The 17,426-nt window shown below is 58.5% G+C and carries 13 protein-coding genes and 1 tRNA gene; 6 read left to right on the forward strand and 8 right to left on the reverse strand.

Annotation, left to right across the window (positions count from 1 at the left end):
• Nucleotides 1-7: 7 nt before the first annotated feature.
• Nucleotides 8-1,069, reverse strand: a complete 1,062-nt coding sequence (locus K3724_RS17970) for an XRE family transcriptional regulator (RefSeq protein WP_259987866.1) — start codon at nt 1,067-1,069, stop codon at nt 8-10.
• A 150-nt stretch (nt 1,070-1,219) separates the two neighbouring features.
• Between K3724_RS17970 and K3724_RS17975 the strand changes: the two genes are divergently transcribed.
• From K3724_RS17975 to K3724_RS17985, 3 genes are read left to right on the forward strand one after another with little or no spacing between them, the layout of a single operon-like run.
• On the forward strand, nt 1,220-2,245 hold the full coding sequence (locus tag K3724_RS17975) for a CBASS cGAMP-activated phospholipase (protein WP_259987868.1): 1,026 nt from the start codon (nt 1,220-1,222) through the stop codon (nt 2,243-2,245).
• Complete coding sequence (locus K3724_RS17980) at nt 2,242-3,447, forward strand: nucleotidyltransferase (protein ID WP_259987870.1); 1,206 nt, start codon at nt 2,242-2,244, stop codon at nt 3,445-3,447. Before K3724_RS17975 ends, K3724_RS17980 begins: the two co-directional genes overlap by 4 nt.
• Nucleotides 3,447-3,917 carry a hypothetical protein gene (locus K3724_RS17985; RefSeq protein ID WP_259987872.1) on the forward strand — a complete coding sequence of 157 codons (471 nt, stop codon included), beginning with the start codon at nt 3,447-3,449 and terminating at the stop codon, nt 3,915-3,917. The genes K3724_RS17980 and K3724_RS17985 overlap by 1 nt, the downstream gene beginning before the upstream one ends.
• Nucleotides 3,918-4,728: 811 nt before the next feature.
• Here K3724_RS17985 and K3724_RS17990 read toward each other — a convergent pair.
• A tRNA-Arg gene (locus K3724_RS17990) sits at nt 4,729-4,805 on the reverse strand.
• Nucleotides 4,806-5,031: 226 nt separating this feature from the next.
• On the opposite strand from K3724_RS17990, the gene K3724_RS17995 reads away from it, so the two are divergent.
• The gene (locus K3724_RS17995; RefSeq protein ID WP_259987873.1) at nt 5,032-5,682 is read left to right on the forward strand and encodes a GNAT family N-acetyltransferase; all 651 of its coding nucleotides are present in this window, start codon (nt 5,032-5,034) and stop codon (nt 5,680-5,682) included.
• Nucleotides 5,683-5,753: 71 nt separating this feature from the next.
• A complete protein-coding gene (locus K3724_RS18000; protein WP_259987874.1) occupies nt 5,754-7,526 on the forward strand; it encodes an adenylate/guanylate cyclase domain-containing protein in 1,773 nt (590 codons plus the stop codon).
• Nucleotides 7,527-7,600: 74 nt separating this feature from the next.
• On the opposite strand, the gene K3724_RS18005 is transcribed toward K3724_RS18000, so the two are convergent.
• The 5 genes from K3724_RS18005 to torT form a co-directional block, all read right to left on the reverse strand.
• Entirely contained in the window at nt 7,601-8,446 is an 846-nt protein-coding gene (locus K3724_RS18005) for a hypothetical protein (RefSeq protein WP_259987875.1), read from the reverse strand.
• A 148-nt stretch (nt 8,447-8,594) separates the two neighbouring features.
• Entirely contained in the window at nt 8,595-9,893 is a 1,299-nt protein-coding gene (locus tag K3724_RS18010; protein ID WP_259987877.1) for a hypothetical protein, read from the reverse strand.
• 24 nt (nt 9,894-9,917) lie between these two features.
• On the reverse strand, nt 9,918-11,282 hold the full coding sequence (locus K3724_RS18015; RefSeq protein ID WP_259987879.1) for a TfuA-like protein: 1,365 nt from the start codon (nt 11,280-11,282) through the stop codon (nt 9,918-9,920).
• Entirely contained in the window at nt 11,279-12,484 is a 1,206-nt protein-coding gene (locus tag K3724_RS18020; RefSeq protein WP_259987881.1) for a YcaO-like family protein, read from the reverse strand. The genes K3724_RS18015 and K3724_RS18020 overlap by 4 nt, the downstream gene beginning before the upstream one ends.
• A 143-nt stretch (nt 12,485-12,627) precedes the next feature.
• On the reverse strand, nt 12,628-13,680 hold the full coding sequence (torT, locus tag K3724_RS18025; RefSeq protein ID WP_259987883.1) for a TMAO reductase system periplasmic protein TorT: 1,053 nt from the start codon (nt 13,678-13,680) through the stop codon (nt 12,628-12,630).
• A 92-nt stretch (nt 13,681-13,772) separates the two neighbouring features.
• Here torT and torS point away from each other — a divergent pair, with 92 nt between their 5' ends.
• Nucleotides 13,773-16,700, forward strand: a complete 2,928-nt coding sequence (torS, locus tag K3724_RS18030) for a TMAO reductase system sensor histidine kinase/response regulator TorS (RefSeq protein ID WP_259987885.1) — start codon at nt 13,773-13,775, stop codon at nt 16,698-16,700.
• Here torS and K3724_RS18035 read toward each other — a convergent pair.
• Nucleotides 16,681-17,373 carry a response regulator gene (locus tag K3724_RS18035; RefSeq protein WP_259987887.1) on the reverse strand — a complete coding sequence of 231 codons (693 nt, stop codon included), beginning with the start codon at nt 17,371-17,373 and terminating at the stop codon, nt 16,681-16,683. The genes torS and K3724_RS18035 overlap by 20 nt on opposite strands.
• Nucleotides 17,374-17,426: the final 53 nt, after the last annotated feature.

The raw sequence follows: 17,426 nt of genomic DNA on the forward strand, positions 1-17,426 counted from the left end.
CCGTTCCTTATGTCACATAGTCCAACTGTTCTTCCAGCCTTCGGACGGGAATTTCCAGAAGTTCTGATGCCCGCGAAAGCCCAATGTGTCCCTCTGACAAGGCACGGAAACACAGGCGGCGGAAACGGCCGGGCTCTTCGACATCCCATTCCAGACTATTGGGCTCCTTGAAAGGCGCATCCCGCCACCCGCGCTCTCTATAGATGTCAAAGAGGCGGCCAAATGTGGCCTGGGAAATGATCTCAAGGTCTTTGCAGCGGTAGGTCAGCGCCTGAATGCTCACACCGAACCGATCCTTGAGGCTAACCAACTCACCGAGACTGATATCCGTCCGCTTTGTTCCAATCTCCTGTCGCAGAACCTCTGCAGGAACCAGGAACGCCCCGGCGAACCGGTTTGCCGCGCGCTCTGAATTGCAGCCGGGCGCGACCTTGAGCACGATATGACCAAGCTCATGCGCAAGGCTAAACCGCTTTCGCTCAGACCATGTATGCTTCTTGATCATAATGACGCGGGCCGAATGCTTGCCTTTGCGGCGCACTTTTGCCGCCAATCCGTCCACACGATCAACGTCCAATGAAAAGACCTTGATGCCATGCTCTTCCAGCAGCTCCGACAACATCGGGATCGGATCCTTGCCCAGCAGCCATGCATCACGAAGGTTTCGAGCCGCGTCTTCCGCATCGCGAGGGTCATTTACCCAGTAAGGCGCCCCTTGCGGCTCATCCCAATCCTGACTCGAAAGATTGAGCAGGCTTTCGATGGCCAGGTACTTTTCGACGCAACTTAACGCCTTTGCTTCAATCATGGCCTCTTCCTTTGCGGAAGAGCTTGCCAATTTGCGGAACTCAACACCTTCAAGTTCTAGTTCATCATCGCTCAGGAGAAAGTCGACAGATACCGCAAGCGCGCGCGCCAGCGCGATCAGCACGCTGGACCCGGGCATGTCCTCATTCCGCTCGTACTTCCCGATAGCCTGAGCCGAAACCTTGTGACCCATAGCGTTCGATAAGGCACGAAGCGAGAGCCCGGAAGCGGCTCTGGCGCTTTTGAGACGTTTGCCAATCATGTCTTTCTCCCAGAGATGGGTTTACAAAACACCCAACTAGTTATTTTTTTGTAAACCGCAAAGCTTGAAAATGCGGCATTTTGTTAATATAATGTAACACAAGGCAGGCAAGGAGGCAAATTTGTAAACCGATGAGGCAGACGAAAACCTATGGAAAACAGGGAAGATCACAAGAACATCCGGCGAATCCTCTGCATTGATGGCGGCGGGATCAAAGGAACGCTGCCAGCAGCGTTCCTGGCGTCACTTGAAGAAGACCTTCAAGAACCCATCGGGCGCTATTTTGACCTCATATCCGGAACCTCTACTGGCGGCATCCTCGCTCTGGGTCTTGGCCTCGGGCACAGCGCCAGCAGCCTGCTCAAGCTGTATGAAGACCGCGGACCGACCATCTTTGGTCAGGAACAGGATGCGGACGCAAAGAAACGCTGGCCCAGCAAAGCGCTCACCAAACTGAAGGACTTCGGGCGGCACCTGGTTCAGCCAAAACATGACGCCGACATCCTCGCGCAAGAACTAGAGGCCGTTCTCCACGATGCAAAGATCGGAGATGCGCAAACACGATTGGTCATTCCGGCGTGGGACCCGGATCAACGCAGCCCCTATATCTACAAAACTGCCCATCATGAACGGCTGACAACGGACTACCTCAGACCGGCGCTGGACGCTGCGCTGGCCACCGCAGCCGCGCCTACCTATTTCAAGCGCCATCGCACATCCGACGATGTCGGTCTGACAGATGGTGGCACCTGGGCCAACAACCCGACGGCCATCGCCGTCGTGGAGGCGATTTCGATCCTGGGATGGCAGCCACCTGAAGTTCGGGTTCTGAGCCTCGGGTGCTCTGATGAAATTTACATGCTCCCCGAAGAACCCGGCCTGGCACAGATCAATCTCAAGCTGCTCAACCTTTACACCGACGGGCAGTCTCACGGCGCGCTTGGGATGGCAAAACTGCTCCTAAACCACCCCTATGACGGCGAAAGACTGCATCGTTATTCACCGCCGGTGTCGTCAGGCTTCTTCTCGTTGGACGACACATCGAAGATCAAGCGCCTCAAGGGGCTTGGGGCATCTGCTGCCCGAAATGCCAAACCACACCTGAAGCCCGTGTTCTTCAATGAACCGGCTGACCCCTTTAACCCAGTGTATCGACTAGCGGAGGACGCAGCATGAACACGATTTTCCGGTCCCCGCTGACAGACGGCGACCTTCGCCGCCGCGCCAGTATCTTCACCATCCTGGATGAAATCGGCGAGGCCCTCGACCTGACAGAGACGCAATTCGAACGCGCCCGGCAAAGCTACAACGCGGTTGGAGAGTGGATCTCCGGCTCCGACGACCCAATTCTCGTCAAGACGCTTGTCTACCTGCAGGGATCGAGCGCGCTTGGCACCGCAGTGAAGCCCATTGGGCGCGATGAGTTCGATGTGGATCTCATTTGTTTCTGTGCAGCGGTATCTGTAGGGATCTCCCCTACCCAACTGAAGGCCGCCGTCGGCAACCGCCTGCGTGAACACAAGACCTACGCACCAATCCTGCAGGAAAAGAAACGGTGTTGGCGGCTCGACTATAAAGGGGATTTTCATCTCGATCTGTCCCCGACGATCGCCAACCCCCGCTGCCACAATGACGGCGAGCTGGTTCCTGATCGCAAGCTTCGCGAATGGCATCCTACAAACCCCAGAGCCTACAAAGCAAAGTTCGATGAGCGGGCCGCTCTTAAACCGCGGCTGACGCGCAGGATGGTGGCGATGCAACGCGATCAGGCGACGGTCGAACCTTTCCCTGCATATCAGTCGGCGAAAGGAATTCTTCGGCGCACGGTCCAGCTCCTGAAAAGGCACCGCGATTTGTTCTTTGAGCACAACACGGATGAAATCGCGCCCATCTCGGTGGTCATCACGACCTTGGCGATGAGGGCATACGAATACTGCATCTATCGCCACGTGTTCGAAGATGAACTTGATGTCCTGGTCGAGACTATCCGCATGATGCCTCATTTCATCGAGCGCCCTATCATCGATGGCCAACAGGCATATGCGGTCTGGAACGAGACCACTCAGGGTGAGAATTTCGCTGAGGGCTGGAACAAGGATGCGCGCAAAGCCAAGGCATTCTATGATTGGCACGAGAACGCGCTCGCTGACTTCGAAGCGCTCCGGGACGGCGTTGGTCAGGATACGCTGGCTTTGAATATGCAGCGCTCCTTCGGAGATCGCGTGGCAAACAACGTCCTTGAAAAGCACATCAGCACGGTATCAGGCGCCAGAAAAACGAACAGTCTGCTGGTGGCACCCACCATCGGTTTGACCACCACTAAAGCAGCAGCGGCGACGACGGCCGTCCCCTCCAACACCTTCTTCGGGGATCAGTGATGAAACCGGGCGGAAAACAGGACCTGACACTGGCGCAGCAGCTCCTGTTTCTCCGCTCAAGCGCTGTTGTCGGTGGCACCGGCAGCATCAAGGCTCGAACGCTAACATGGCACACGACCATCCAGCCCACGGCCCTCTCCAGGGCGTACAGCGTCACATTCAAGTACCAAGCCGGACAATCTCCTGATGTCTTTGTAAAGGATCCGGAGCTTACATCATTGGCTGAAGGCAGACTGATCCCGCACGTCTACACAAAGCCGCTGCGTCTTTGTCTCTATCTGCCCAGCACCGGACAATGGGCCGCTTCAAAACGGGTTGACCAGACGATCATTCCCTGGACCTACCTGTGGCTGTTCTATTTTGAGGATTGGCTTGCAACCGACGACTGGAAAGGCGGCGGCCAGCACCCAGGCGAGAGCGCTGAGCAGCAGGACAACCGTCGCGTTCGAAGGAGCCTGACGCGGCTTTAATACAAGCTCTTTTTTGCTCAGAATTGAATGCCAGCAGAGCTAACATTTGTGGCGGTCCACAATTGCGGTAGAACAACAATGCAGATGCCATGGATTATAGGCATGCCTACAGTCTACCTAAGGCTGGTCGCCTGGCGAAGCACAGTCCGGATGCTGCAGCATTTCTGGCGTTTCTGCTGCCTAACAGAACTTGCCTATAGACTTTGAATGACTGTTTTCGGAGATCGGACTAGTTGCTCTCGCAGATGCCGCGAATGACGGCATTCCGCCCGACCTGTGGGTGCTGCCAAGTTGAACGCAGTCGGCAGATCGGGTCTGCTTTGGGCTGCGACTGACGTGCTGCGTCAGCAAAGGGCCGCCCCCAGGGCAATGACGGCTGAGGGCTCGCAGCTGACCTGCGGCGCTGCGGAACAGAAACCTCATGTGGCGTTGACTGAAAGTCGGCTTCCAACGTTTCGCCAGGATCGGCTCGCGCCTGCAGAGAAGGTCCGGTTCCCGCCCGACCTACCCAATAAAAGAGCTAGGGGACGTCATCCCCACGCGCCTGCAATACAATTAGACATAGCGGCGTCCTCAGCTGACGCTTGCTGGCCGCACCAACCCCATCGAATTGTATTGCACTTGCTATCCCCAACCCTCGCCGGGAGCAGGTATTAGAGACGAGCGCCCTGAAGGGCTTCGCTCAAAACCAGTTTTGAAAGAGGGAAATATGTACAGCGTCATCACAGGGCCAAAGGTAAAGCTATGCGGCGCAAAGGCAATGTTCTGTCGCAAAAGGCAGAACTATGTGTCGCCTTACACATGTAAAAAGTGGCGGACCGAGGAGGATTCGAACCCCCGACCCCTTGATTCGTAGTCAAGTACTCTATCCAGCTGAGCTATCGGTCCACTGCGGCGGGGTTTAATCGCAGCACCGTACAGGCGCAACCCCAAAAGAGATCAATGCCCGTATTTCTTACCTGCCTTTCCCGCCAAAGTGCACAGGCCGGTTGAGCACTGCCAGCTTCTGCAACCCCAGCCCGGCTAAATGTGGTATAAGGCAAAAGCTGACGATCTTGCCACTGCCCTTGACCCAAGGGAAGCAACACTTAGAAACGGAAAAAGGGGACAGAAAATGCCGGACCGGCAGTCCGCAGAGTTTCAGCTTAGGCCGCTGGAAGCGGAAGACCTCGCCACAATGGCCGGCTGGTTTCAGAATGTGACCGACCTGGCCTGCTTTGACCGCGCTGCCCGGTCCCCCCTCAGCCTGCCTGCCATTGCACAGGCCTGGATCCCCCCTGCCGGTCCTGCGCCGGATACCAGCAAGTGCTGGTTTGCAATTGTTACAAATACCAATGCATTGTGCGGTATTGCCGGGCTGGAAAGCATCTCCATGGTCAACCGGGACGCCATCATTGCGCTTTTCATTGAGCAGTCCAGACGCCGGCAGGGCATCGGGATCCGGTCGCTTGCGCTGCTTCTCGACTTTGCATTCCGCCAGATCGGGCTAAATCGCATTACATCATATTACCGTGCCGACAATACCCGCAGCGAGGAACTCACCACGCGCGCAGGCTTCGCAACCGAAGGCAGGATGCGGGCAGCCTGGTATGCAGAAGGCCGGTACTTCGACATGATCACTGTAGGCCTCCTCAGGGAGGAATGGGAGGCCGGCCGCAGGGTTCTCGCGCAGGAGCTTGACGCCTGTGTGAAGGCAAGCTTCCACGGCGCGGAGATTACCGGCTGGGCCTGGCCGCCGGGCCCGGAAGACCCGCCCGCAGGCTGACCGGCAGAACAAAAGGGCAGAACCGGCTTCTCCGGCAGTTCTTGCCGACACTCACAGGAGGAGGACAGCTTGTGAGCGGCCAAAGAAAAAAAACAACGGTCCGGCGCCAGCTTGGAGCAGTGCTGTTTGCCGATGTTGTCGGCTATGCCCGGCTTATGGGCAATGACGAAATCGACACATACAGCGCACTTAAATCCCTGCTGGAAGAACTGGAAACAGCATGCAATGCGCATGACGGTCAAGTGGTTGCAGTTCGCGGCGACGGGGTTCTAGCGTTGTTTGAAACAGCGACTAACGCGGTGAAATTCGGTGTCGAACTGCACCGCATTGCAGAGCAGAACAACAGTGCACGGCCAGAAGACCAGCAGCTTCGGTTTCGGGCCGGTGTGCATATGGGCGAAATCCTGGTCGATGACCGCGGCATTCACGGCGACAATGTCAACATTGCCGCCCGGCTGCAGGAAATTGCCGAACCGGGCCGGGTTTTTGTCAGCGGGTCGGTTTATGAACAGATCCGCAACCGGCTACGCTTTGGTTTTGAGTTTCTTGGCCCGCAGCGCCTTAAGAATATCGCGGAACCGGTGCCCTCCTATTGTGTCCGCAGCGAGGTCGCCGGAGCGGCCATGGCCGCCACCCGGCGTCCTCCGGAGGCGCAGCCCGCAGGCCGTCCGCCCCCCGGCATACCATCGGTCGCCGTGCTGCCGTTTGCCAGCCTGAGCGGCGATCAATCCGACAGCTGGTTTGCGGACGGGCTGACAGAAGACATCATCCTGAACCTGTCCAAATTCAAAAATCTCTTTGTCATAGCCCGCAATTCTGCCTTTTTCTTCAAGACCCGTTCGATGCCCCCTCAGGAAGCCGCGCGTGAATTGGGGGTACGCTACGTCGCACGCGGCAGCGTCCGCCGGGCCGGAGCAAGGGTAAGGATCGCCATTGAACTGATTGACGCGGATTCTGGGCGAACGATCTGGGGCGAGCGTTATGACCGGAACATCGACGATATTTTTGCCATCCAGGACGAGGTAACGGATGCAATCGTTGCGGCAACGGCTGTTCTGATCGAAGCCCAGGAACGCAAACGGATGGCGCAGGCAGCACCGGCAGATCTTGCTGCCTATGGCTTTGTTCTGCGCGGGCAGCAGTTTATTTTCCGCTACACCAGGCAGGATAACCGCGAAGCCCAGACCCTGTACGAACGCGCCCTTGCGCGGGATCAGGATTATGCCCGGGCCTCGGCCGCAATATCACGCACCCTGAACATTGATTGGCGCTATTCCTGGGCCAAGGACGCCGAGCACGCGCTGGATACAGCCCTGTCTTATGCCCAAAAAGCGGTGGAGCTGGATCCAACCGATGCCCGTGGTTTCGGTGAGCTGGGATTTGTGCATCTTTACCGGAAAGAGCATGACGCAGCGATCGGCGCTTACCGGCGCGCCCTTGCGCTTAACCCGAATGATGCCGACCTGCTTTCGGACTACGCCGATGCGCTGGCCCATTCCGGTGACAATGAAACAGCCATCGAAAGCCTGCAACAGGCGATGCGGCTGAACCCCTATTTTCCCGATCAATACCTCTGGCACCTGGGCGGCGCCTACTACAACCTCAAGCACTATGAGGCGGTCATAGAAACGCTCACCAAAATGAACAATCCGACCGAGGGACAGCGGATGCTGGCCGCCAGCTATGCGCAGATGGGCAAGATGGAACTGGCCCGGGACATGGCCGCCCGGCACCGCGAAGCACATCCGAATTTTTCATTGGAACGCTGGACCGAGGTGCAGCCTGACCGGCTGGAAGAAGACACCCAGCATTTTGTCGAAGGCCTGAAGAAAGCCGGTTTCTAAAAGGCCGGCCCCCAGGACAGGAACACCAGCCCTTTCCTATCAAGTCACAGCAACCCTCTGCCATATACTCAAGCTCAGTCGCCGGACCCGCGTGCTTTCGCGCCGCTGACCTTGGCGCCGCTGACCTTGGCGCCGCTTACTTTGGCACCACTCACCTTGGCGCCGCTGACCTTGGCGCCGCTTATCGAAGGTCCACCGTCACCGAAATAGACATCCAGCAGCACCTGTTCCAGCCTGCCGGCCATCACATCCATCCGGATCGTGTAATCGGCCTTGTCATAATCCCAAACCCGGATGTCGTTTGCGATCTGATACTCCGCCGAGGCAACACCGGTCACGGAAGGGTTCAGCGGCGCCCGGGACACCTGAACCTGATCGGCAGGCGATTCTGGACCTGTCGCGCTGTCACCGTCGCCATGCACAAGGAAAATCACCGGTTCCGGCAGTTCAAAATAGGTGCCCTCATAGGAAAACCCGTAGATACGGGCGAGATTCGCATCATCGCTTAGCTGGTCGCCAAGCAGGTTGTTTCTGCCCTGGCCTTTTTGCCGCCGTTTTCCCGCCCGGGAAAATTCCTGCTGCCCGGCATCATAATCACCGACCTGCTTCCACAAACCTTGGCGGGGACCGTGAGCAACCTCAAGTATGGTTCCTTTAGGGAATTGCCGCTGATGAACCCAAGGATTTTCGCTTCCCGCTCCAACCTCATAAAGGCCATTTTCAGCCTTGTCATCCTGCGCCATGACCAGAACTTTGTCACCAGCCTTAACAGTTTCGCCGTTTACTTTAGTACCTTCCAATTTTGGCGTCTTGCTAACCGTGCCAACATCAGCCCCCGCAAATTTGGGGACTATTTTCATGTCGTCGATCAAACGCCCAAATAACAACACTTCAGAAAAACTCAGCAAAGACTCGGCCACCGTACACACTCCTGTGGCTATGGAAACAAATCAGGATGACAATTCAAAAAAGGACAGGTCTGGATTTTCTGCAGGTTCTGATGCCTTGAATGTCCCCCTGAGGGGTAAAATAGCACAAAAAGAATAGAATTTGTAGACAATCCGCCTGTCAGCTGCCGGGCACCCGTGTCCGCACGGAATTGGCATGACTGTCCTCATCCGCTTCGGCCAGTCGCGGTCCAGCCTGGGCAAAGCCAATTCCCCGCATGCGGAAGTTGCCTTCTATGATCGAGTGGAAGGCGCCTCCGGTTGTTTCCTGGTCAACAATCAGCAACGCCTTCTCCACTGCCGCATAGGTGAGGTTTTCGGCATCCAGCATGCTCCACGCCTCCGCCAGATAGGCGCCCAGAAAATCGCGGGCTTCCAACAGCGATATGCGGAACCCTTCGGGATCAAGAGCATAACGCGCATCAAACAGCGCCTGCATGACATCGCTGTAATAGGGGGTTTCCTCCAACTGATCAGACAGGTCCTCCATTTCAGGCGTGATCAGATCGTGAACCAGCAGCCGCTCGTGAAAGATATCGACGAGGATATCGAACATCGCCCCCGTCAACGGTTCGGACAGCGCGTGTTCACTGCTCCAGCCGGAAACAAATTCCTGAAGTGTGCGGGTATTCGCTGCCATCCGGATTTGCGCGCTTCCGGCAAGTTCGGCAAAGCGGTTCAACTGATTGAACGTGTAAAGATTGCCCCTCGTGTTCTCCAGCAGTTCCTCCACAACCGATCCAAAGTGCAGCGAGGCTATCAGCGCCACCATATCAGCTGCAGATTCGTGAAACCCAAAGTATTCGCCCGGCACATCGTCCGAGACCGGCATGCCTGCGACACTGTAGATGATGGCGTGGCCGATCTCGTGGGCGACCACATCAAAGTTCAGGCTGTAGGCGCGGTATTCGCCGCCATGCTCCCAGGTGCCGCCGGTTTCCAGAAACCCCCAGCCAATATGCGCGTTGTCCAGGCTAGGCAGCAGCGACAGCTCCAGCCGGTCATAGTCGCGCGCAAAATGCCAGGGGATCGGGTGCCCGAAATACGCCTCCCACACATCCAGCGTGAAATGGGCGGCGGCAAACAAATGCGCGGCCTCAAAACCGGGATCTGAAGGCAGAACATGCGTAAAGTGGCCATCTTCATCCGGCGCCGGCGGTTCCTGGACCTCTCCATGCCAAGGCGGCAGGTACATGCCCGGTCCCGACGGGCCAGGAACGATGGCCCCAAACGGAATGGTTTTGCCCAAAGGGTTGACCGCATACATCCGCGGTCCCGACGGCCCCGGCCCGATAGTACCGGGCGGCGCCGAAATCTCGACCAGTTCCGGTTCCGGGTCCGCAGTCCGGAACGGAGATTGCGGAAACAGGAGAAACCGGGTTCCCGGCGCTTCTTCAGCCATCTCAAACGTGTCGTCCATATGCCCTCCAATTCTGCGGAGGTTTCACCGTATTTTCCCTGCCTGGTCCCTGCTTTCCGGTGCAGACTGTGTTTTTCCCTTTTGATGATACATGAATTCACGCCGGATCAGCGCATAGAATTCATCAAGGTCTTTAAGGCCGATACCCGAGGCATACTTATCCAGGTCATCCGGAACTTCCCGCTGCAGGCGTGTTTCAAAGTACCAGAGGGTCAACCGCACCCGGTTCTGGTCAGGCTGGTTGCTGCGCGGCTGATTTTGTTCAGCCAGCCACTGCGACTTGGAAATTGCACGGGATTTCAGCTGCGCATAAGCGCCTGACTGCCGGAGCTCTGCCAGTAAATGCAGATCCAGCTGTTCGCCCAAGGCATTCACGGCGGTGCCAGCCAGCGTTGTTCCTTCAAGCAGCGCTTCATACCCGTCAGCCGTCAGCCTGTTTTCAGCCAGCCACTGTTTAAGGTCGGCGCTGCGGAAAAGCCTGAGTGTTTTCCGGTGGCTATTCAATTGTTCCAATATCTCTTGCCGGTCCGCGCGCAGATCTTTTCGTCTGGCAGTCTCCAGCGCCAAACAGCGCACTGCAGCGCGGGTCCGGAATAGACCAAAGCGCTCCGGCTCCAGGCGCAACTCATCCAGCACCTGCAGGTCCGCGTCCGGCAGACTGTAGTCCTCCGCCTCGATCCGCCGCACCAAACCCTGCCAGGCAAGCGAGCGTTCAACTTTCTCAGGCGGAACGGGAACGGTCTTGCCCCCTGTCTCCATAAAGGCCGCCATACGGATCAGCATCTTCTGCGCGTCCTCGCGCTTGGCGTCCACCCGCCCGGTTTCAAGCCAGACCGAAAACTTGCCAAGCCAGGATGCATCCGCAAGTCCCGCAAGGATCTGTTCCCAGGTCCTGTCGTGGTAAAACAGTTGCTTGGCCGTTCTGAGAAGTTTCGCAGCCTGATCCGCTTCCAGTACCGTATCAGTTACCGCGCGCGCCACGGTTGCCCGGATCGAGACCATCGGCTCACTCAGCGGTGCAAAGCCCAATTCCGCCGGACTGTGCAGGACGGCAACTTCATCATCGTCGCAAATCTCACCAGCAGCATAGGCTTCATAGATGTCCCCGACGCCAACCATCCCGAACGCAGACAGCTCAGCCGCCCGCAGCGCCCCCATGCTGGCGCTGCCGAACACTGCGATCCCCTGCTCCAGCGCCCACAGGATTTCCTTGTGCCAGACCGAGGGCACACCTTCGAAGTACCCGTCAATCAAGCCGATGACAGATGCACCTTGACGGGCGGCCCGGTAAACATCGCCTTGACCAGCTGGCGGCAGAACAGTGGCATTCAGCAGGTTCAAGACCTCCTCAGCGCTGATTGTCGGGCCCGTGAAAACAACCGCCGTCAAATCTGCGCCTCCGTTGCCCTCAGTGCCCGCGGGCCTGCAATGAAATCCGGATCGTCATGCGGCGCCTCCAGTCCCGGGATCACCGCGCGCACCACAGAAATGCCCAGACCCGGGCGCGACAAATCAACCGTCAGAACTTGCTCCATCCCTGCATCCCCCAGCTGGTTCAGGAGCCATGCCAGGTCATCTTCGAAGGACGGCGATGAATAGGACGGGCAATCTTGCAGCCGGTCCACCGGTTCGGTTCGAGCCAACAATGCCCGGACATATTGCGCGCGTTCTGCCGACGCCTTAGGGGTAAACTCATCCGGGTCCAGATCGTCGCGCGCGCCGGATATATAGGTCAGCCGCGTCTGAGCCGCCTCGGTCAGCGCCCTTAGCAAGGCAATGGCCCGGTCCGGGTGGCAGCCGCTGCCAATGCCGATATGACCGGGCCGGCTGCCGGCTTCGCAAATCATGCAATGAAACGCCGCCACCCCGGTGTCTGTCGCGATGCTCCAGATGCCGGCGTCCAATCCTGCTGCAGCAAACCGTTCCAGCGCCGCACGGCAACGCGGATCGTCTATAGTTTCGGGATTGATACGCGGGCCCGGCGGTGCATGATGCCACAGTGTGATCGCATCCCTTTCAATCAATTCGCAAATCGCGTGGCAGGCGGCTTCTTCCAAGCTGTTGCCGGACGCAAGACCGTTGGTAGTGCGCGGAAACGCCCCCTGTCCGCCGCAGGGCCGGGCGGTGTAGTCGGTATCCACCATTTCATAAGGCAACCAATGCGGCTGGCCTGACGCAAGATCCTCCCCCTCGATCCACAGCATCGGATGGCAGGGATCAAAGTTCCCGCCGGTCACACGGGGCAGCCGCTCAACATCCGCAACCAATGCGTCTTGCCGCAAGTCGTGATAGCTGGCCGCCCGCAAGGGCAGTGTGATCCGTTCCGCGTGCCAGGTCTCAATCGCTTCCATCACGCCCGAGGCCTGCGCCGCTTCCAGCGTCAGCCCCTTGCCCAGCGCTACCGCGACTGAACGGGAATTGGGCCGCGTCACCATCACGGTGGGCAGGCCAACCCGGTCCAGCCCGGTCAGATTGGCGATGCGGGTGATGCCCATACCGGCAAGATGCGGCCGGACTGCAGCCAGCGTCTGCGCCGGATCGCACAGCCGGTGGGTATCCAGAACATATCCCTTCTGCTGCGCCGTTGGCATAGGGCAGACCTCATTGTCACGACCGCCACAGAACGTCTGATAGCCGCCTGGTGGTATCCCGCAGTATTGAAAGAAGGATGGTAGATCACACGCCGCCGGTCAACAGACCTGCCGCCTGCCGGTCCAGCGCTGCCGCAGCACCGTCACCGCTGGGGAAGAAAATCAAACACCGGCACAAAACTAGCCGGTGCCAGGGATTGCTCCAGCATGTCCCCGCGCAGCGAATTCTGATCAAAGATCTGGATTTTCGGCCCGGCATGCTTGACTTGCAGCTTTCCCTCGATCGCACGAACAGCCATTTCCACAGCCAGCCGCCCTTGCAGCACAGGGAAATCCGTGGGGGCTGCAATGATCCGGTCACGCAGAACACCCCGGTAGACAGCATGGGTCATGTAGTCAGACACAACCAGAACCTTCCCCTGCAAACCACGGGCACGCAGGACCGACACCGCAGCCTCGGCAGCCGGCGCAGACCCGGCGATATAGTCCAGATCCGGCGCCTCATCCAAAGCCTCCTCGACGAGGCGGACTTGAATCTCCCGGCCGGTGTCTCCGTATTTCGTCACCGCGACCACCGCCGAACTTTCCGTCAGCGCCGCGCGGAACCCTTGCTCAACAAATTTCACCCAGCCCGCATTCTCCGGACCCGGAAACCAGGCCACTTTCACCGGCGGCGCGCCTTTGGGGTGCCGCGCCGCGATGATACGTCCGGCCACTGCGCCCATTTCCGTCCAGGACACACCGACCTTGGCAGTGATTCCCGCATCGGCGATGTCATTCACTGCTGCAATTACCGGAACTTTCGCCGAAATCCGCTCCACCATTCCGGTCAGCCCCGCAAAAGAGACCGTCCCCAGGATCAGAGCATCTGCCCCCGCCTCCACACAGTCTTCGGCCTGGCGGATCTGCCGCTGCAAGTTCGGATACCCGCCAGCCTCAACCAGTTTAAAGGAAACCCCCAGCCGTTCAGCCTCAGCCACCATTCCGTAGTTGACGCTCAGCCAATAGGCATCCTTCAAATGCGGATACGCAATACACAGCCGCCACATCTGCGCGGCCCGCTCCAACGGCTGATAATCTGCAGTCTCGTATCCGCTTTCGTAATCGAACGGGGTTTGCGGAACCTGCAGGCGCCAGCTGTCCGCGGCGGCTGCAGTGCAAAGCCCTGAGAAGAACAAAAACCAGAGTGCGCGCATGAAAATCCCTTCCAGACACTGAGGATAGGCAGCAGAACGCAAAAGGGAAATTCAAATTTGCACTACAGGCAAATGCGCGCGACAGTTCAGGGATGTTGAAAAAGCTTGGTCTTGGCGGAAAATTAAGCCTCGCATTCGTCGTCATTGCAGGACTGCCCACCCTTGCGGGCATCCTTGGCCTGGTTGAACTGCGGGTGCTTGCACGCCGCCAGGCAGAGGTCATCAACCAGACCATACCCGCCATTGCCGAAGTCCGCGGCATGGCCGAGGAAAGCACCCGTATCATTGCCATCGCCCCTGAGCTGGCCGCAGTTGACACCCAGTCCGAACGGGAAAAGCGGACAAAGTTCCTGTCCGCCCAAGTCCAAGCACTGACCCGGCGGCTTGAAGCGCTGGAGAGAGCCGGCGGCACAGGATCCGCCCGGCTGCGTGACACTGTGACGGAGGCATCCCGCGTGCTGCCGCTGCTGAACGCCCTGGTCGAAACCCGCATCGCCCTGCACAGCGAATTCAACCAGCTGGCCGGGCAAAATCTTTCCGCTGCGAACAACTTGCTCAGCATGGCCGACACTTTGGTGGCAAATGCCGAGATGGGCACTACTGCAGTGATATCAAGCCTTTACGGCCCCGGCTCTTCCCCGATCGAGGAGCAGGCCCGTACCGATACGCTGGACAAGCTGATCGAGGTTGACCTGTTCCAACTGGGCCTGATGTTCGAGTTGCGCTCGCAAACCGCTGAAATCGGGCTGCTGATCAACCGGATCGAAGACGCCGGTGATGAAACCGAACTGGGTGAGATCGAGGCAACGCTGACCAGCCGGCTGCTTGTCGTTTCCCGCCGGATCAAGGCAATCCGCGACCCAGGACGGCGCCAGCAGGCCGAAAGCCATGCCGCGCAATTGCGCACCGTCTCAGAGCAGGACATCGGGCTGTTTGTGCTGCGCGACAGGATTCTGGCCACCGAAGGCCGAATAACCGCGCTCCAGCAGGGCCTGCAGGCTACCGCCTTGCGGCTTGGCGACGAGGCTGCAGCCGTTGCGGACCAGGCCCAAGCACGGGTGATCCGGTCCGGCAATGCTGCCGCTCTCGACGTCCAACGGGCCCAATTGCGCAACGGCTTTGCTGCGATTGCAGGGTTTGTGCTGTCGCTTGCAGTCCTGTGGTTTTATGTGCGCGGAAGTATCACCCGGCGCCTTAATCAGCTGTCGGGCACGATGGCAGCCCTGATGCGCGGCCAGCTGGACCACCGGGTACGGCCGAAAGGGCATGACGAAATCGCCCGGATGGAGGCAGCCGTCGAAGTTTTCCGCCAGCAAGCCATCGACAAATTGGAACTGGAAAGTGTCCGGGACCGCAATGAACAGGAACTTCTGGAACACCGCAACAATCTGCAGGTCCTGGTCAATGAACAGACCGAGCGGCTGCAGGAAGAAGTCGAAGCCCATGACGAGGCCCGCCGGAAAGCGGAAACCGCCGATCAAGCCAAATCCGAGTTCCTCGCAATGATGAGCCATGAAATCCGCACGCCAATGAATGGCGTGCTTGGCATGCTGCGCAGCCTTTCGGACGATGGCCTGCCGCCTACGCAGATGGAGCGGCTGCGGGCAGCTTTGGTCTCCGGCCAAAATCTGCTGAAGATTTTGAATGACATTCTGGACTACTCGAAAATCGAAAGCGGTGCACTTAAGCCGGAGATCAGCACATTTTCTTTGCGGGAACTGGTAACCGACATCGTCGTGCTGCTGCGGCCCGGCGCGGACAGCAAGGGCGTCCATCTGTGGCTTGATGCCCCCGGAAATCTGCCAGTGGCAGTGCAGGGCGATGCCGCCAAGCTCCGTCAAATTCTGTTCAACCTGCTTTCCAACGCCCTGAAGTTTACTGACGACGGCGAGGTCATTCTGCGGATCCGGATCAACGATACTGCCAGCAGACGCCACCGGGTGACCTTTGAAGTCAGTGACACCGGCAAGGGCATATCGGCGGAAGCAAAGTCCAGAATCTTTGAGGCCTTCGAGCAAGAGGACACAGATACCGCCCGCAAATTCGGCGGCACCGGGCTGGGGCTCGCAATCAGCAGGCATTTCGCCGAAACCATCGGTGCCAGGTTGTCGCTGGAAAGCACCTCCGGCGTGGGATCCGTTTTCACACTGTCCCTGGAATTGGAACCGGGCAACCCCGCTGATCTTGTGCTTGAAGACCCGCCCGCACCGGCAAAGAAAGCTGACCACCCCCTGTCTGTGCTGGTGGTCGAGGACAACGAAATCAATCAGATGGTCGCGCGAGGGTACTTGGAGCGTATGGGGCACAATTGCCAATGCACCGGCAGCGCCGAAAGCGCACTGGAACTGCTGCCCGGCTCCGGTTTTGATCTGGTGCTGATGGATGTGAACCTGCCGGGCATCAGCGGCACCGAGGCCACCCGCCGCCTGCGCGCCCTGCCCGACCGGCGGATTGCCGAACTGCCGGTCATCGGCATTTCGGCGCATGTGCAAAAGGACCAGATCGAGACTCACCTGCAGGCTGGCATGAACGGTTTCGTCGCCAAACCTGTCTCCCCCGAACGGCTGGCCAAGGCATTGGACAGCGTCATGCAAGGGCGCGAGGGCGCGATCTATTTATCGGCCCGCCAGGCAGTTCTGGAACAGCCGGACCGCCGCGCCGGCCTTCAGAAACAGATGCAGGAAAACATACGGGACCTTGGCAAAGTGCAAGCTCTGAACATCGCACGAATATTCAAACAGGAGCTTCCGCGAGGCCTTGCCCGGATGACTGCGGCTTTGGAAATGCAGGATTTAGGATCACTTGCCAAAGAAGCGCACCGCGCCAAAGGGGCTGCCAGCACCTTTGGCCAGCAGGATCTCGCGGCGTTGCTGGCAGCGTTGGAAGCACACTCAGAAAACGGGGAACTGAACGCAGCCCAGGACCAGCTGAAAAGGCTGACCGGTCTGGTCCCGCACATCCTGGAGGCGCTGGCCGCAGTGCTGCGCGAGTACGAAACTGTCAGTTCAAAGGCGCCGTGAACACATAGCCCTCGCCGTGCACGGTGGTGATCACCCGAGGATTGGCGGGGTCCTCCTCCAGCTTGCCGCGCAGACGCCGGATCAGCACATCCACGGTACGGGGGTTTGCGCCGTATTGCCGGTGGGTAACCCGGCTCATCAGCGCATCGCGCGAGGCCACTTCGCCTGCCCGGCTGACCAGCATGTCCAGCACTTCGAATTCGGCCCGGGTCAGGGAAATGCTGTCACCCTGCACCGTTTGCAGATGCCGCGCCGCGACGTCGAACTGGAACCGCCCGAATTTGTAGATCCGGCGCGACAGACGCCGGACATCCTGCGTCCGCCGCAGCAGGTTTTTCAGCCTAGCCAGCAATTCACGCCGGTTGAAAGGTTTGCAGACATAATCATCCGCGCCAAGCTCCAATCCGACAATCCGGTCAATCTCATCATCCCGGCCGGTCACCAGGATAATCCCCAACTCTGACTTGGCACGCTGTTCCCGGGTAATTTGCAGCCCGTCTTTTCCGGGCAGGTTGATGTCGACGAGCAGAAGATCAACCTCTTGTTCTTCCAGAATACTTTCCGCGTCTTCGGCAGTTTCAGCCTGCGAAACACTGTACCCTTGGGCATCCAGATAACTGGCGAGAGTGGCCCGGGTGACGGGCTCGTCCTCAATGATCAAAATATGCGCCATGATTTTGAAACCCCCGAAAATATTCCTACCGGTTAACAAATTTTAACATAACT

It is taken from the genome of Leisingera sp. M658 (assembly GCF_025144145.1).
In the GTDB taxonomy this organism is placed as follows: Bacteria; Pseudomonadota; Alphaproteobacteria; order Rhodobacterales; family Rhodobacteraceae; genus Leisingera.

Bases quoted from the DNA above. Each gene is read 5' to 3' on its own strand.
- K3724_RS18010 (WP_259987877.1), bottom strand. From the start codon at position 9,893: ATGGACGACACGTTTGAGATGGCTGAAGAAGCGCCGGGAACCCGGTTT.
- K3724_RS18020 (WP_259987881.1), bottom strand. From the start codon at position 12,484: ATGCCAACGGCGCAGCAGAAGGGATATGTTCTGGATACCCACCGGCTG.
- torT (WP_259987883.1), bottom strand. From the start codon at position 13,680: ATGCGCGCACTCTGGTTTTTGTTCTTCTCAGGGCTTTGCACTGCAGCC.
- K3724_RS17980 (WP_259987870.1), top strand. From the start codon at position 2,242: ATGAACACGATTTTCCGGTCCCCGCTGACAGACGGCGACCTTCGCCGC.
- K3724_RS18035 (WP_259987887.1), bottom strand. From the start codon at position 17,373: ATGGCGCATATTTTGATCATTGAGGACGAGCCCGTCACCCGGGCCACT.
- torS (WP_259987885.1), top strand. From the start codon at position 13,773: ATGTTGAAAAAGCTTGGTCTTGGCGGAAAATTAAGCCTCGCATTCGTC.
- K3724_RS17970 (WP_259987866.1), bottom strand. From the start codon at position 1,069: ATGATTGGCAAACGTCTCAAAAGCGCCAGAGCCGCTTCCGGGCTCTCG.
- K3724_RS17985 (WP_259987872.1), top strand. From the start codon at position 3,447: ATGAAACCGGGCGGAAAACAGGACCTGACACTGGCGCAGCAGCTCCTG.
- K3724_RS17975 (WP_259987868.1), top strand. From the start codon at position 1,220: ATGGAAAACAGGGAAGATCACAAGAACATCCGGCGAATCCTCTGCATT.
- K3724_RS17995 (WP_259987873.1), top strand. From the start codon at position 5,032: ATGCCGGACCGGCAGTCCGCAGAGTTTCAGCTTAGGCCGCTGGAAGCG.